Genomic DNA, 14,205 nt, shown 5'->3' with positions numbered 1-14,205 from the left:
ACCGCCCAGATCAAGTAACACCCAGCACCACCAGCGGGACACCACCGCAGCACCACGACGCGAAGGCGCCGCCCCCGGACCCGGGGACGGCGCCTTCCGCCGTCCCGCCCCGCGGGCGCCGGACGACCCGTGGTCAGCGCCGCCGCCACCACCGACGCGGTCGGGCAGCGGCCTCCGCCGCCGCACGCTCCGCGGCGGCCTGCTCGTCGGCGGCGCGCCGGGCGCCGCGACGCTCGCGCCACCGCTCGACCTCGGCGTCGACGTCGCGCATCGGGGTCACCACGGGCGGCCCACCGAGCAGCTGCCGTCGGGCCTCCTTGACTCGCGCGTTGAAGTCGACGAGGACCGCGCGGACGTCGTCCTCGACGGCGAGCGCGTCGAGGTGGTCGTCGAGCTCGGCGTCCTCGGTCCGCAGGGCCAGGGCGGGCGGGGCGATGCCGCGGATGTCCTCGCGCTCGATCTTCGCCTTGATCCACCAGTCGGGGTCGTGGCGTCCGTCGTTCCCGGGCAGGGGCTTGCCGTGGTACGGGTTCCCCTCGAAGAGCCCGCGGCGCTCGGCTTCCTCGATCCGGGCGCGGGCGTGCTGCTCGACGTCCTGCAGCCGCAGGAGACGGCGTTCCTCGCGGACCTCGTCCGGGTCGAGGGAGCCGCGCTCGATCTCGCTGTCCACCAGCTGCTGGTACCGGTACCGGGCGGCTCGTCGCAGCCGGTCCATGCGTGCGTCGACGTCGTTCATCGCCCGTCCATCATGCCCCCGACCGCCGACGGACGGTCGGGGACGGTCCGCTCAGCCGTTCGACGCGGGATCGGAACATCCGAGGGTGACGAGGTCCACCGTCGAGTGCATGGCATCGCTCCCGCTGTGGGCGCTCGTCCTGATCTTCGTGGCCGGCGCCGCGGTGATCTGGGTCGCGGGCATCCAGCTCTCCAAGACCACCGACGTCCTCGACGACCGCCTGCACCTCGGCAGTGCGCTGGGCGGGCTGATCGTGCTGGCGGTCGCCACGAACCTGCCCGAGATCGCGATCACGGTCAGCGCGGGCCTGTCCGGCAACATCGAGGTGGCCGCGGGCAACATCCTCGGCGGCATCGCGCTGCAGACCGTGGTGATCGCGATCCTCGACGCGTTCGGCAAGCGGGGGAAGGGCGTCAAGCCGATCACCTGGCGCGCCGCGTCGCTGACCCTGGTGCTCGAGGCGATCGTCGTCGTGGCCGTGCTCGCCGTGGTCGTCGCGGGCAGCCAGCTGCCGCCGGACCTCGTCGTCGCTCGGCTCACCCCCGACGTCGTCCTCATCGCGGCGATCTGGGTCGTCGGACTCCTGCTCGTGCAGCGCGCCGGCAAGGGACTGCCGTGGCACCAGGACGGCCGGGCGCCCGACGCGTCCCCGCACGCGTCGGGCCACCGCACGCGGAAGCAGGAGCAGCCGCGGATGAGCACGCGGAAGGCCGCGGTCGTCTTCTCGCTGTCGGCCCTCGCGACGCTGGTGGCGGGCGTCGTGCTCGAGCGCGCCGGCGACGCCGCGTCCGAGCAGATCGGCCTGTCCGGGGTGCTCTTCGGCGCCACCGTGCTCGCGCTCGCGACGAGCCTGCCCGAGATCTCCACCGGCATCCAGGCGGTGCGGCAGGGCGACGACAACCTGGCGGTGTCGGACATCTTCGGCGGGAACGCGTTCCTGCCCGTGCTCTTCCTCGTCGCGACGGTGCTCTCGGGCAAGGCCGTCCTGCCCCAGGCGAACGCCAGCGACGTGTACCTCACCGCGCTGGCGGCCCTCCTGACGATCGTCTACGCGGTCGGCCTGGTCTTCCGGCCGCAGCGTCGGATCCTCGGGATGGGCGTCGACTCGTTCGTCGTGGTGGTGCTGTACCTGCTCGGCGTCGCCGGCCTCGTGGCCATCACCCTCGGCTGACCGCAGTCGACCCGCCCGGGGTCAGGCCTCCTCGGCGACCTCCTCGATCGTGAGGGCCGCCTGGATCAGGGCGAGGTGCGACAGCCCCTGCGGCAGGTTGCCCATGAAGTCGCCGTCCTCGCTGATCATCTCGCTGAACAGGCCCACGTCGTTCGCCTGCCCGACCATGTCGTCCATGAGCGCCCGGGCGTCGTCGACGCGGCCCGTGCAGGCCATCGCGGCCGCCAGCCAGAAGGAGCACGCGACGAAGGGCGACTCCTCGGCGTCCATGCCGGTGTAGCGGTAGACGAGCGGTCCGCGCTGCAACTGCTCCTCGACCGCGCGGATGGTGGACGCCATGCGGGGTCCGCGGTCGAACGCCGACATCGCGTGGATCAGGATCGAGGTGTCGAGTGCCGTCGATCCCGGGTACATCACGTAGTGGCCGAGGTCCTCGTCCCAGCCGTGCTCGCCGACCCACTGCTCGATGAGCTCGCGGTTCTCGATCCACTTCTCGCGGGGACCGTCGATCATGCCGGCGTCGTGCAGCTCCACCGCGGCGTCGAGCGCCTGCCAGCAGCCGATCTTGCTCGACGTGTAGTGCTGCGTGTCCTCGAGCTCCCACATGCCGGAGTCGGGCTCCTCCCACCGGTGGCAGGCGTCGTCGGCGAGGCGCTCGAGCACCCCGGCCGTCTGCCGGTCGAGCACGTTCCCCGCCTTCACGTACTGCCGGAGGATCTCGAAGACGTCCCCCCACACCCCGAGCTGCAGCTGGTCGCCGGCACGGTTGCCGATCGTGACCGGCCCGATGCCGTTCCACCCGGGGACGTCGCGTTCCTCGACCCCGTCGGTCTTCTTGCCGTCGAGCTCGTAGAAGATCGGCATGGTCTCGTCGTGCTCGGCGATGGTGCGCATCACCCACGAGACCGCCGCGTGCGTCTCCTCGCGCAGGCCGAAGCGGGTCAGCGCGTGCACCGTGTACGACAGGTCGCGGACCCAGGCGAACCGGTAGTCCCAGTTCTTGCCGCCCGTGCGGTCCTCGGGCAGGCTCGTGGTCGGCGCGGCCGCGATCGCTCCGGTGGGCGAGTAGATGAGCAGCTTCAGGGCCAGGGCACTGCGCTGCACGGCGTCCGACCAGGGGCCGTCGTAGGAGAACTCCTCGGACCACGTCGACCAGTTCGCGATCGTGCGGTCCACGGCGTCGAGGGTGCGCTCGGGCTCGGGCAGGAAGATCGGTTCGTCGTGCGTGCCGACGATGGTGAGGATCGACTTCGACCCCTCGGTGGCGGTGAAGCGCCCGGAGAACCGGGGCCCGTCGTCGTGCACCGGGTCGAACCCGTGCTCGACGATGGCGATCGTGACGCCGTCGATGCCGATCACGGTGCCGTTGGCCGTGTCGAGGCGCTTCGGCTCGGCCGTGTTCAGCAGGGTCCCGGGGACGACCGCCCACTCCATCTCGACCGAGCCGCTGACGCCCTGCACGCAGCGGGCGACCTCGGCCCACGGCAGCCGACCGGCGACGCCCGTCACCATGGCGTCGGTGACGGTGCAGGACCCGGACCCGGTGGTCCAGGTCGAGACGAGGACGTTCGTACCGGGCAGGTACTCGCGCTCGACCGTGGCCTCGCCCGTCGGCCGGAGCGCGATGTGCCCGCCGTGCTCCGGGTCGAGGATGCTGGCGAACACCGGCGGCGAGTCCATCGACGGGATCGGCAGCCAGTCGATCCGTCCGTCCCTCGCCACGAGCGCCACGGTGCGACCGTCGCCGATCGCGCCGTAGGAGCGCAGGGGCACGTAGCCGTCGGTGCGTTCCTCGTTGTCGTTCGCGTCGGGGGTGTCGCGTGTCCGCTCGGTCATGGTGCCAGCCTGCCCGGTGGACCGGCCCGGCCATCAGCCGGACGTACCCCGCTGTGGACGGGCGAGGTGCGCCTCCCGGCTGTGCAGGAACGCTCCGCCGGACCGCGACACGCCCGGCCGACTTGTGCAGCCCGGGCGTGTCGCACTACTGTCGGTCCTCCTGCCCGACGGGCGGGACCGCCCGCCCCGGGCACCCGTGGAAGGACCGCGATGCACGCCGCACAGCACAGCAGCCGCACCGAGCGACAGCTCGGTGCGCTCGTCGTGCTGTCCGCAGTGCAGTACGCGAACCAGTCCCTCCGCGAACCCGCGTAGGCACGCGCCGTCCCCGACGTCCCGTGCCCACCCGGCCCGGGGCGTCCCTCCCGTCGTTCCCCTCGTGTCCGTGCAGCCGCACCGACCGGAGGACACGGGTCCCGTCCGCCCCGGACCGTCACCGACGACCACCGGTCGTCACGACGACCACCGGTCGTCACCACGACGACCACCGGTCGTCACCACGACGGCCGACCGGCCGTCGTGGCACCGTCACGACGAAGGACGAGACCGTGAAGAAGATCAACGACAAGCTCCTGAGCTGGGCATCCCTGCTCGAGGAGAACACCGAGCAGCAGGCGCGGACGACGGCACGGATGCCGTTCGTGTTCCCGCACCTCGCGCTCATGCCCGACGCCCACCTCGGGCTCGGTGCGACCGTGGGGTCGGTCATCCCGACCCTCGGCGCGGTCATGCCGGCGGCCGTCGGCGTGGACATCGGCTGCGGCATGATCGCGGTCCGGACGCAGTTCTCGGCCGCCGACCTGCCGACGGACCTGCAGCCCCTGCGCGAGCAGATCGAGCGGGCGGTCCCGCTGTCGGCCGGCGCGTCGAACCGGAAGGTCGTCGCGACGGCGGCGCCGCGGATCGCGGAGCTCGAGACCTTGGCCGAGGCCGCCGGGTTCGACCCCGCCGGCGCCCACGGCGGCTGGCGGGGCCAGCTCGGCACGCTCGGGTCCGGCAACCACTTCATCGAGGTCTCCCTCGACGAGGAGGACCGGGTCTGGCTCTTCCTGCACTCCGGGTCACGGGGCGTCGGCAACAAGATCGCGCAGCGGCACATCGCGGTCGCGAAGCGGCTGATGCAGCGCTGGTGGATCGAGCTCGCCGACCCCGACCTGGCCTACCTCGTCGAGGGCACGCCCGAGTTCGACCGGTACATCGCCGAGCTCCGGTGGGCGCAGCACTTCGCCCTGCTCAACCGGGAGGAGATGATGGACCGCGTCGTCCGGCAGCTGTCCGAGGTGCTCGGGACCGCCGTCGACGAGCAGGAGCGGATCAACTGCCACCACAACTTCACCCAGCGCGAGACGCACTGGGGGAAGAGCGTCTGGGTGTCCCGGAAGGGAGCCATCCAGGCCGCCGCAGGGCAGCCGGGGCTCATCCCGGGCTCGATGGGCACGGCGTCGTACGTCGTCGAGGGCCTCGGGAACAAGCCGTCGCTCGAGTCGTCGCCGCACGGCGCCGGTCGGCTCTACTCGCGGTCGGCGGCGCGGCGGACCTTCACGCACGACGAGCTCCGCGCGGCGATGGTCGGCATCGAGTACCGGGACACCGACGCGTTCCTCGACGAGATCCCGGCGGCGTACAAGCCGATCGACCAGGTGATGGCCGACGCGACGGACCTGGTGCGGGTCCGGCACACGCTGCGGCAGGTCGTCAACGTCAAGGGCGACTGACCGCCGGACGGGAGGCGCGGTGCGGGCCCGCACCGCGCCTCCCGTCCGCCGTACGCCACGCCGGGGCCCGCACGCTGCGGACACCGCTCCACGCGTCGGGCACGCTCGAAGGGTGAGCGACCAGGCGGAACGAGCAGCACGCGAGACCGGACGACAGGCGAGGCGCGTCGCCGACAGCAGGTGGTTCGAGGCGACGGCCCGCGCCGGGTACGTCGGCAGCGGCATCGTCCACCTGCTCATCGGCTACCTCGTCGTGCTGCTCGGCCTCGGCGACGCGTCGTCCGGCAGCGAGACCGACCAGTCGGGCGCGCTCCAGCAGCTCGCCGCGGTGCCCGGGGGCATCGTCCTGCTCTGGGTCGTCGCCGTGGGCACCGCGGCGCTGACCCTGCGACTCCTGCTCGAGGCGGTCGTCGGCGGCCGGTCGGACAGCGCTCGCGGGTGGGCCGCCCGGGGCAAGGACGTCGGCAAGGCGGTCGCCTACGGCGCGGTGTCGTACTCGGCGGCGTCCTTCGCGCTCGGCGCCGGTCGGAGCTCCAGCGGGTCGAGCCGCAGCGCCGCGGCGCAGGCCCTCGCCACGCCGGGCGGGGTGTTCCTGCTGCTCGCCGTCGCCGCCGTGGCGATCGGGATCGGCGTCGGGCTCGTCGTGATCGGCTGCCGCCGGTCCTTCCGGAAGCACATCGTGCGGCCACCGCACCACCTCGACCGACCGGTCACGGTGCTCGCGGTGGTCGGGTACGTCGGCAAGGGCTTCGCGGTGGCCGTCGTCGGCGTGCTCGTCGCCGTCGCCGCGCTCCGCAACGACCCGGAGCAGGCCACCGGGCTGGACGCCGCGTTCGACGCGGTCCACCGGCTGCCCGGCGGGACGGTGCTGCTCGTGGCGATGGGCGTCGGGTTCCTGGCCTACGGGGTGTGGAGCTTCTTCCGGGCGCGGTTCGCCCGCCTCTGAGCGTCCGTGCACGTGGCGGCCGGTAGACGGGGGTGCATGCACACCGACGCCGTGACCGGCCCCGTGACCGTCTTCTGCGACGAGCAGGCGGTGCTCGCGGAGAGCATCGTCTGGGACCCGTCCGCCGAGCGGCTCCGGTGGACGGACATCACGCTCGGTCTGCTGACGACCGCCCGCATCGACGGCACCGTCGAGTCGAGCGTCGCCCTGCCGCCGCCCCTGGCCAGCTTCCAGCCGCGCGCCGGCGGTGGCTTCGTCGCAGCCCTCGGCGACCGGGTCGTCCTCACGGACGAGCGCGGTGTCGTCGAGCGCGAGCTCGTCCGCGTCCAGCACGCGACCGACGCGATGCGGTTCAACGAGGGCAAGTGCGACCCGTTCGGCCGCTTCCTCGTCGGCAGCATGGACCTCTCCGACCAGGACCCGGCCGCGGCGCTCCACTCCGTCGAGCCGGACGGCACCACCCGCGTGCTCCGTGGCGGCTTCGGGGTCACGAACGGCATCGATTGGTCGGCCGACGGCAGCGTGATGTACGTCACCGACACGAGCACGTCGACGATCTACCGCGGCTCCTACGGGCCGGACGGCGAGCTCGGCGAACTCGAGCCCTTCGTCAGCGGCGCCGCCCACGACGGGCTCGTGCGCGACGACGAGGGGTGCTTCTGGACCGCGGTGTACGGGTCCGGGCGGGTCGAGCGGTGGGACGCGGCCGGTGCGCACCTCGAGACGGTCGAGGTGCCGGCCCCGAACGTCACCTCGGTGGAGTTCGGCGGACCGGACATGTCGACGCTCTTCATCGCGTCCGCCCGTGAGAACAGCACCGAGGAACAGCTCGAGCAGTACCCGCACTCCGGGGCCGTCTTCGCTGTGCAGACCCGCGTGCACGGCAGCCCCGCTTCCGCGTTCGGCGGCTGAACGGACGGGTATCGTGGGCGGTCGCCGAGATCCTGGAGGCCGACGTGCACGATGCCGACGACAGCTCACCCGAGCCCGCGCCCGACCCCGCCGGCGAGCTCTCCCGGTCGGAGGACGCCGACGTCACGGTGCGGGTGGACCGGATCGCGGTCGACGGCACGTACGTCCGGGTGAGCTCCATCGGTCAGCCCGGTGACCGCGCGTTCGTGCTCGTCGCGGGGCTCGGGATCGCGGCGACGTACTACGAGCGCCTCGCGCCGCACCTCAACGAGAACGGTCCGGTGCACGCCCTCGACCTGCCGGGCTTCGCCGGGGTGCCGAAGTTCGGGGGAGCGGTGTCGATCGAGCGCTACGCCGACGCGGTCGAGCACGTCCTCCGGGAGCTCCGGCTCGCCGACCCCGTGCTGATCGGTCACTCGATGGGCACCCAGGTGGTCACCGAGGTCGCCGCGCGCAACCCGCACATCCGCGACCTCGTGCTCATCAGCCCGGTCACCGACGATCGTGCACGCACGATCCCGAAGGCGGCGTTCCGCTTCCTCCGCTCGGCCCTGCACGAGCCCGCCGCCGTCCGCTGGCACGCCGTGACGGCCTACGCGCTGTGCGGCTGGCACTGGTTCCGCCGGGTGCTGCCGCAGATGATCGCGTTCCCGATCGAGGACCGCGCACCGCACGTCCGTGCCCGGACGCTGATCGTCCGCGGCGAGCACGACGCGCTCGTGCCCCGTGACTGGATCCGGTCGCTCGCGCGGGTGTTCCCGCACGCGGTGCTCCGCGAGGTCGTCGACGGAGCGCACTCGGTCATGCACGCGCAGGCGGACGCGGTCGCCCGGCTCGCGGTGGCGCACGTCGAGGGACGCATCACGGACCGCGGGGTCGGGTCGCTCCGGCGTGTCCGTGACGACACGACGTCGTCGGACCTGGCGCGCCTCGGGCCGAAGGACGCCTGGTTGGTGGTGAAGTCCCGCTTCACGGAGCTCTTCGGCATGGCGGAGGGCGACGACGAGCAGCTCGAGCGCGCGAAGTCCGCGCACGCCGTGGCGATGGCGGACGGCGACGGCATCCCGGTCGACCCGGACGACCGCCGGGCGGTCGTCGACGAGGTCGCGCCGGAGGTGCGGAAGCACGACTGAGCGGCGCGTCCGGCGCCCGACGCGACGGCCTGGAGGCGCGACCCGCCTCCGCAGGCCAGCGCCGCGCCTCCAGGCCGTCGCCGTCAGCGCCGGGTGGTCCCGCAGGCCGCAGCTCCAGCCGCAGCCGCGGCGGCTACGCCGCGATGCGCCCGGGCAGCATGTCCCGCGTCAGCGCGTTCGCCTCGGCGAGGACCGCGCGCGCCTCGTCGGTCTTGTCGGACACGTTCCAGAGGAGCACCCCGCGCACGGTGTCGTCGTCGTCCAGGTAGTACACGACGCCCGTGGTGAGCGGTTCCTGCCAGTCCTCGACGGTGTGCAGCTCGGTCGAGACCTGTCCGACCGCCTCGTACCCGGCGTCGAAGACGTTGCTGTAGAACATCGGCGTGTGGTCGTACGTCTCGTCGGCGTCGGCCAGGTTCCGGCCGGCCTGCCGACCCTGCTCCTTCGCGTTGTCCACGTGCTCGACCCGACGGGTGCCGAGGATCCGGTCCGGGTACTCGGCGACGTCGCCGGCCGCGAGGACCGCGTCGTCGTCGGTGAGCAGCGTGGACGAGACCACGATGCCGTCCCGCACGGTCAGTCCCGCGTCGGCAGCCAGGTGCGTCTGCGGCTCGATGCCGAGGCCCGCCACCACCGCGTCGGCCTCGAGGACCGAGCCGTCGTCGAGGGTCAGCGAGACGCCGTCGCCCGACTCCGTGCCGGACTCGACGCGACGACCGGTCCGCAGCTCGACCCCGTGGTCGGTGAAGCGCTGCTGGAAGGCCTCGGCGAGGTCCTGCGGGAACATGTGGCCGCCGAGCACCTCGTCCGGGGTCACGAGCGTCACGCGGGCACCGTTCTGCACGATGCCGGCCGCGATCTCGGTGCCGATGTAGCTGCCGCCGACCACGGCGACGTGGGCCCCGGCGTCGGCGAGCTCGCGGAGCCGGCGGTAGTCGTCGGCGCTGCGGAAGTCGAGCACGCGCGGTGACGGCGACAGGCCCGGCAGGCTGCGCGGCTTCCCGCCGGTGGCGATCAGCAGCCGCTCGTACCCGTGGGTCTCGCCGTCGTTCGTCGTGACGGTCTTCGCGGTACGGTCGATCGCCGTCACCACGGTCCCGAGCACGAACGTCGCGCCGGTCTCCTCGGTGTGCAGGTCGACCTTCTCGTCCCAGCTGAACTCCGGGTCGGTCCAGAGCTTCTTGGACAGGGCCGGACGCGCGTACGGCCGGTCGTGCTCCTCGCTGACGATCCCGATCGAGCCGTCGGCGTCGATCTCGCGGATGCCGCGGGCGGCCGCGTCGGCGACCATCCCGCCCCCGACGATGAGGTAGCGGAAGTCGGTCATGGGTCTCCTAGATGGTGGCGACCGAGCCGGAGTCGACCCGGTAGTTCGAACCGTTGACGAAGCTCGCCAGGTCGGAGCACAGGAAGGCGACGACGTTCGCGACCTCCTCGGGCTCACCGCGGCGGCCGAGCTCCATGTACGGACGCTCCTCGTCGAGGAAGCTGGTGATCGCGTCGTCGAACGAGGTCCCGAGCTGCTTCGCGCGCTTGTCCATCATCGCGTCGGTCATCGGTGTGTGGATGAACGCAGGGCTGACGGTGTTCACCAGCAGGCCCTCCGACGCGTACGAGCGCGAGAGGCCCTTCGCGAACGACAGCACGCCGGCCTTCGCGGCACAGTAGGGCAGCTCGTCGTCGTACGGCTGCGAGGCGTCCTCGGACACCAGGTAGACGATCCGACCCCAGCCGCCGTTCCGCAGGTCCGCGATGAACTCGCGGGTGATCCGCACGGGGCCCATGAGGTCGACGTCGATGGTGTCGAGCCACCCCTGCTCGTCGATCTCGTGGAACATGCCCTGGGCGCCGGTGACGCCCGAGGACTGCACGAGGATGTCGATCTCGCCGACGGCGTCGCGCACCTTCGTGTGCAAGGCGGCGAGGCTGTCGGCGTCCGTGACGTCCGCCGCGAAGGCGAACAGTCTGCCGTGCGGCGCCTCGAGCTGGTCCGCGCTGGTGTCGAGGCGTCCCTGGTCGAGGTCGGTGACGACCACGGTCGCACCCTCCGCGAGGAGGATGCGAGCCGTGTTCCAGCCGATGCCGGAGTCGCCACCGAAGACGAGCGCGACCTTGCCGGTGATGCCGAGGTCCACGGAGTGGGTCCTACTCGTGCTCGGAGGCCTCGGCGACGGCCGGGGTCGTGGCGGCGGCGAGGGGCGTCCGCGGCTCGCGGTTCTCGGCCGAGACCATCCAGGCGAGCTGCTCGAGGCGCTCGATGAAGCCGTGGAGCAGGTCCGCGGTCGTCGGGTCCTCGTCGTCGACCTCGTCGTGCACGTCGCGCATGGTGCCGGTCGTCTGGTACAGGCGCAGCGTGATCTCGTCGATAGCGTCGTGCGTGTCGATCTCCCCCTCGGGGAACGCGTCGAGGTGCGTGCCGGCGGCGACCGTCGCGGAACGGCCGTCCGGAACGGCGTAGAGGGCGCGCATGCGCTCGGCCGTGTCGTCGGCGAACTCACGGGCGGCGTCGACGATCTCGTCGAGCTGCAGGTGCAGGTCGCGGAAGTTGCGGCCGAGGATGTTCCAGTGCGCCTGCTTGCCCTGCAGGTGCAGGTCGATGAGGTCCACGAGGACCTTCTGGAGGTTTGCGGCGAGCGTGTCCGATGCGTGCATGATCGGCTCCTTTCGCGGTCGGTGACCCTTCCGGTCTACGCGGTCACGTGTGGAGCACTCTCAGAGCACGTGGAACCGGGGTGTCCCCCGCGGTGCCCGTCGAAGGCGTCAGTGCGGGGGTGTCGGGTCCACCTGGTCGACGGCCTCGCGCATGCGCTCCAGGAAGTGGGCGACCACGCGGGCATCGTCGGCGGACAGGCCCTCGGCGATCGACATCATCCGTCGGTGCATGATGCCGAGGGTCGCCCGGACCTCGTCGTCGGTCTCGGTGGTCGGGGTGATGACCAGTGCACGACGGTCCGTGGGGTGCGGATCACGGCGGACGTGGTTCGACCGCACGAGCCGGTCGATGAGGATCGTCGTCGAGGCCGACGAGATCTTCAGGTACGCGGACAGGTCCTTCGGCTTGACGATCCGTCCGGCGCGCTGCGCCTGCAGCAGGTAGCGGACGGCCAGCAGGTCCGTCTCGCCCATGCCCATCGAGTCGCGCGTCCGGCGACGCATCGCGGTCTCGGCGGACCGGTAGCGGCGCAGGGCGTTGAGCACCGCGACACCGCGCTGGGTGGCGTCGTCGTCGGGGAACCAGTACCCCGACGGCTCCGTGATCTCCTGCGTCGACATGCCGATCAGGGTAACCCGTCTGGTATCTCGGCTGTCTAGTGGCCGGGCGATCGAGGGACGGACGGGAGGCGCGGTGCCAGCCGGCACCGCGCCTCCAGTCCGACTCCTGTCGCCTCTCGGCGACCGGTGCGGCTAGGCCGCTGCGCGCTCGTCCGCCGCATCGGCCAGGGCGCGGAGTGCGCCCTGCACGAGCTCGACGACCTCGGCGTCCTCGCGCGGGTGGGTCTCGGCGAACCGGACCACCGACTGCGGGATGGCGACCTTGACGTCCTCGAGGACCTTCGCCCCGGCGATGCCGGCCGACTTCCGTGCGTCGTCGTGGGCCCAGACGCCGCCGTACTGACCGAAGGCCGAACCGATCACCGCGAGCGGCTTGCCCGACAGCGGCGAGGCGCCGAACGGACGCGAGCCCCAGTCGAGCGCGTTCTTCAGGACGGCGGGCATCGTGCCGTTGTACTCGGGCGTGACGAGGAGCACGGCGTCGGCGGTCGCGACGGCGTCGCGGAAGGCGACCGCGGCGGCGGGCGGGGTGTCGCCGTCGATGTCCTCGTTGTAGAAGGGCAGGTCGACGATGCCGTCGAAGGTCGTGAGCGTGGTGCCCTCGGGGGCGTGCTGCTCGGCGGCCTCCGCGAGCTTCCGGTTGATCGAGCCGGCGCGCAGGCTGCCGACGAGGACGAGGACGTTCGTCATGGGGATCCCTTCTCCTTCGTGACCGTACGGTCACGGAATGGTGTCAGCGACAACCAAGGCATCTCCTGGGCGTGGCATTCCCGGCGTCACCCGGTCCTGTTCCCGCCGCCGGGACCGATCGGTACGGTGGCCGGGTGAGCACCCCCCGGACGCCCGCCAGCAGCCCGCGCACGACCGACCCCGACTGGTGGCGCCAGGCCGTCGTCTACCAGGTGTACCCGCGGAGCTTCGCGGACACCGACGCGGACGGCCTCGGTGACGTCGCCGGCATCACGAGCCGCGTGCCCTACCTGGCGTCGCTCGGCGTCGACGCGGTCTGGCTGTCGCCCTTCTACCCGTCGCCCCTCGCCGACGGCGGCTACGACGTGGCGGACTACCGCGACGTCGACCCCCGGCTCGGCACGCTCGACGACGTCGACGCGTTCATCCGGACCGCGCACGAGCACGACATCCGCGTCATCGTCGACGTCGTGCCGAACCACACCTCCGACCAGCACGAGTGGTTCCGTGCGGCGCTCGCCGCGACTCCGGGGTCGCCCGAGCGTGCGCGGTACGTCTTCCGCGAGGGCAGCGGCGAGTCCGGCGAGCTGCCGCCGAGCGACTGGGTGTCGAACTTCGGCGGCAGCGCGTGGACCCGCGTGCCGGACGGGCAGTGGTACCTGCACCTGTTCGCACCGGAGCAGCCGGACCTCGACTGGACGAACTCCGAGGTGCGCGCGGACTTCGAGCACACGCTGCGCTCCTGGTCGGACCGCGGGGTGGACGGCTTCCGCGTCGACGTCGCCCACGGGCTCGCGAAGGACCTGTCGACGCCGTACCGGCCGTCGAACGAGCAGGCGCTGCCGCTCGACGGCTCCGACCCGCTGTACGACCGCGACGAGGTGCACGAGATCTTCGCGACGTGGCGTGCCGTCCTGGACGAGTACGACCCGCCCCGCGCCGCGGTCGCCGAGGCGTGGGCTCCCGCTCCGCGACGCGTGCTCTACGCACGGCCGACCGAGCTCGGTCAGGCCTTCAACTTCGACCTGCTCGAGTCGCCCTTCGACGCCAGGTCGTTCCGCGAGATCATCGAGCGCAACCTGTCGGCGTCGGAGCAGTCGGGTGCGTCGAGCACCTGGGTGCTGTCGAACCACGACGTCGTCCGGCACGCGACGCGGTACGGGCTCCCCGAGGGCACCGACACCGACGCATGGCTGCTGACCGACGGCACCGACCCGGTGCTCGACCGCGAGCGGGGCGTCCGTCGTGCGCGTGCAGCGACCATGCTCGTGCTGGCGCTCCCGGGGTCGTCGTACGTCTACCAGGGCGAGGAGCTCGGGCTGCACGAGGCCCCCGCGATCCCGCACGCACTGCTGCAGGACCCGAAGTGGATCCGGACCGGGCACACCGTCAAGGGGCGGGACGGCTGCCGCGTGCCGATCCCGTGGACGCGCACCGGGCCGTCGTTCGGCTTCGGGGACGTCGCGCCGCACCTGCCGCAGCCCGACGACTTCGGGGCCTCGTCGGTGGAGGCCGAGGAGGACGACCCCACCTCGACGCTGTCGATGTACCGGGAGGCGACCGCGGCGCGACGGCGGCTCCAGCGCGGCGAGGAGCTGACGTGGACCGAGGCCGGCGACGACGTCGTGGCCTTCGCCCGGCACGACGGGTGGCGTTCGGTGACGAACTTCGGCACGACCCCCGTGGCGATGCCCGAGGGGGACGTGGTGCTCGCGTCCGGGCCCCTCGACGCCGGCGACGGACTGCTGCCGGGGGAGACCACCGTCTGGCTCGGCTGACCGGAGCCCGTTCCT

Annotated in this window: 13 protein-coding genes; 6 read left to right on the top strand and 7 right to left on the bottom strand. The window is 72.3% G+C overall.

Annotation, left to right across the window (positions count from 1 at the left end; all coding sequences use genetic code 11):
* Positions 1-133 precede the first annotated feature (133 nt).
* Positions 134-736 (bottom strand): DnaJ family domain-containing protein, encoded by a 603-nt coding sequence (locus QUG92_RS12205; RefSeq protein ID WP_182047619.1) that lies wholly within the window; start codon positions 734-736, stop codon positions 134-136.
* Positions 737-845: 109 nt separating this feature from the next.
* On the opposite strand from QUG92_RS12205, the gene QUG92_RS12200 reads away from it, so the two are divergent.
* A complete protein-coding gene (locus QUG92_RS12200; RefSeq protein WP_289459247.1) occupies positions 846-1,907 on the top strand; it encodes a sodium:calcium antiporter in 1,062 nt (353 codons plus the stop codon).
* A 21-nt stretch (positions 1,908-1,928) separates the two neighbouring features.
* Here QUG92_RS12200 and QUG92_RS12195 read toward each other — a convergent pair whose 3' ends face one another.
* On the bottom strand, positions 1,929-3,743 hold the full coding sequence (locus QUG92_RS12195) for a glycoside hydrolase family 15 protein (protein WP_182047621.1): 1,815 nt from the start codon (positions 3,741-3,743) through the stop codon (positions 1,929-1,931).
* A gap of 548 nt (positions 3,744-4,291) precedes the next feature.
* Here QUG92_RS12195 and QUG92_RS12190 point away from each other — a divergent pair.
* The 4 genes from QUG92_RS12190 (at position 4,292) to QUG92_RS12175 (ending at position 8,449) form a co-directional block, all read left to right on the top strand.
* Positions 4,292-5,458, top strand: coding sequence for an RtcB family protein (locus QUG92_RS12190; protein ID WP_182047622.1), 1,167 nt, complete (start codon positions 4,292-4,294; stop codon positions 5,456-5,458).
* A 112-nt stretch (positions 5,459-5,570) separates the two neighbouring features.
* Positions 5,571-6,404, top strand: coding sequence for a DUF1206 domain-containing protein (locus QUG92_RS12185; protein ID WP_069711929.1), 834 nt, complete (start codon positions 5,571-5,573; stop codon positions 6,402-6,404).
* A gap of 36 nt (positions 6,405-6,440) precedes the next feature.
* A complete protein-coding gene (locus QUG92_RS12180; RefSeq protein ID WP_289459246.1) occupies positions 6,441-7,316 on the top strand; it encodes an SMP-30/gluconolactonase/LRE family protein in 876 nt (291 codons plus the stop codon).
* Positions 7,317-7,360: 44 nt separating this feature from the next.
* Positions 7,361-8,449, top strand: coding sequence for an alpha/beta fold hydrolase (locus tag QUG92_RS12175; protein ID WP_069711931.1), 1,089 nt, complete (start codon positions 7,361-7,363; stop codon positions 8,447-8,449).
* Positions 8,450-8,582: 133 nt separating this feature from the next.
* On the opposite strand, the gene QUG92_RS12170 is transcribed toward QUG92_RS12175, so the two are convergent.
* The 5 genes from QUG92_RS12170 to QUG92_RS12150 all read right to left on the bottom strand — a co-directional run bounded on the left by QUG92_RS12170 (position 8,583) and on the right by QUG92_RS12150 (position 12,412).
* On the bottom strand, positions 8,583-9,776 hold the full coding sequence (locus QUG92_RS12170; RefSeq protein WP_289459245.1) for an NAD(P)/FAD-dependent oxidoreductase: 1,194 nt from the start codon (positions 9,774-9,776) through the stop codon (positions 8,583-8,585).
* Positions 9,777-9,783: 7 nt separating this feature from the next.
* Positions 9,784-10,584: an SDR family NAD(P)-dependent oxidoreductase gene (locus QUG92_RS12165; protein WP_289459244.1), complete on the bottom strand. Its 801-nt coding sequence runs from the start codon at positions 10,582-10,584 to the stop codon at positions 9,784-9,786.
* A gap of 10 nt (positions 10,585-10,594) precedes the next feature.
* Positions 10,595-11,101, bottom strand: a complete 507-nt coding sequence (locus QUG92_RS12160; RefSeq protein ID WP_182047627.1) for a Dps family protein — start codon at positions 11,099-11,101, stop codon at positions 10,595-10,597.
* Between the two features lie 108 nt (positions 11,102-11,209).
* Entirely contained in the window at positions 11,210-11,722 is a 513-nt protein-coding gene (locus QUG92_RS12155) for a MarR family winged helix-turn-helix transcriptional regulator (RefSeq protein WP_289459243.1), read from the bottom strand.
* A 132-nt stretch (positions 11,723-11,854) separates the two neighbouring features.
* Positions 11,855-12,412 (bottom strand): NADPH-dependent FMN reductase, encoded by a 558-nt coding sequence (locus QUG92_RS12150; protein WP_069711936.1) that lies wholly within the window; start codon positions 12,410-12,412, stop codon positions 11,855-11,857.
* A 134-nt stretch (positions 12,413-12,546) separates the two neighbouring features.
* Between QUG92_RS12150 and QUG92_RS12145 the strand changes: the two genes are divergently transcribed.
* Positions 12,547-14,190, top strand: a complete 1,644-nt coding sequence (locus QUG92_RS12145) for a glycoside hydrolase family 13 protein (protein WP_289459242.1) — start codon at positions 12,547-12,549, stop codon at positions 14,188-14,190.
* Positions 14,191-14,205: the final 15 nt, after the last annotated feature.

The sequence above is a fragment of the Curtobacterium citri genome (genome assembly GCF_030362955.1).
Lineage (GTDB): Bacteria > Actinomycetota > Actinomycetes > Actinomycetales > Microbacteriaceae > Curtobacterium > Curtobacterium citri.
The sequence above is the reverse complement of the archived record's forward strand: the minus strand, read 5'-3'. Positions and strand labels throughout refer to the sequence as shown.

Bases quoted from the DNA above. Each gene is read 5' to 3' on its own strand.
- QUG92_RS12205 (WP_182047619.1), bottom strand. From the start codon at position 736: ATGAACGACGTCGACGCACGCATGGACCGGCTGCGACGAGCCGCCCGG.
- QUG92_RS12200 (WP_289459247.1), top strand. From the start codon at position 846: ATGGCATCGCTCCCGCTGTGGGCGCTCGTCCTGATCTTCGTGGCCGGC.
- QUG92_RS12195 (WP_182047621.1), bottom strand. From the start codon at position 3,743: ATGACCGAGCGGACACGCGACACCCCCGACGCGAACGACAACGAGGAA.
- QUG92_RS12180 (WP_289459246.1), top strand. From the start codon at position 6,441: ATGCACACCGACGCCGTGACCGGCCCCGTGACCGTCTTCTGCGACGAG.
- QUG92_RS12170 (WP_289459245.1), bottom strand. From the start codon at position 9,776: ATGACCGACTTCCGCTACCTCATCGTCGGGGGCGGGATGGTCGCCGAC.
- QUG92_RS12160 (WP_182047627.1), bottom strand. From the start codon at position 11,101: ATGCACGCATCGGACACGCTCGCCGCAAACCTCCAGAAGGTCCTCGTG.
- QUG92_RS12155 (WP_289459243.1), bottom strand. From the start codon at position 11,722: ATGTCGACGCAGGAGATCACGGAGCCGTCGGGGTACTGGTTCCCCGAC.
- QUG92_RS12150 (WP_069711936.1), bottom strand. From the start codon at position 12,412: ATGACGAACGTCCTCGTCCTCGTCGGCAGCCTGCGCGCCGGCTCGATC.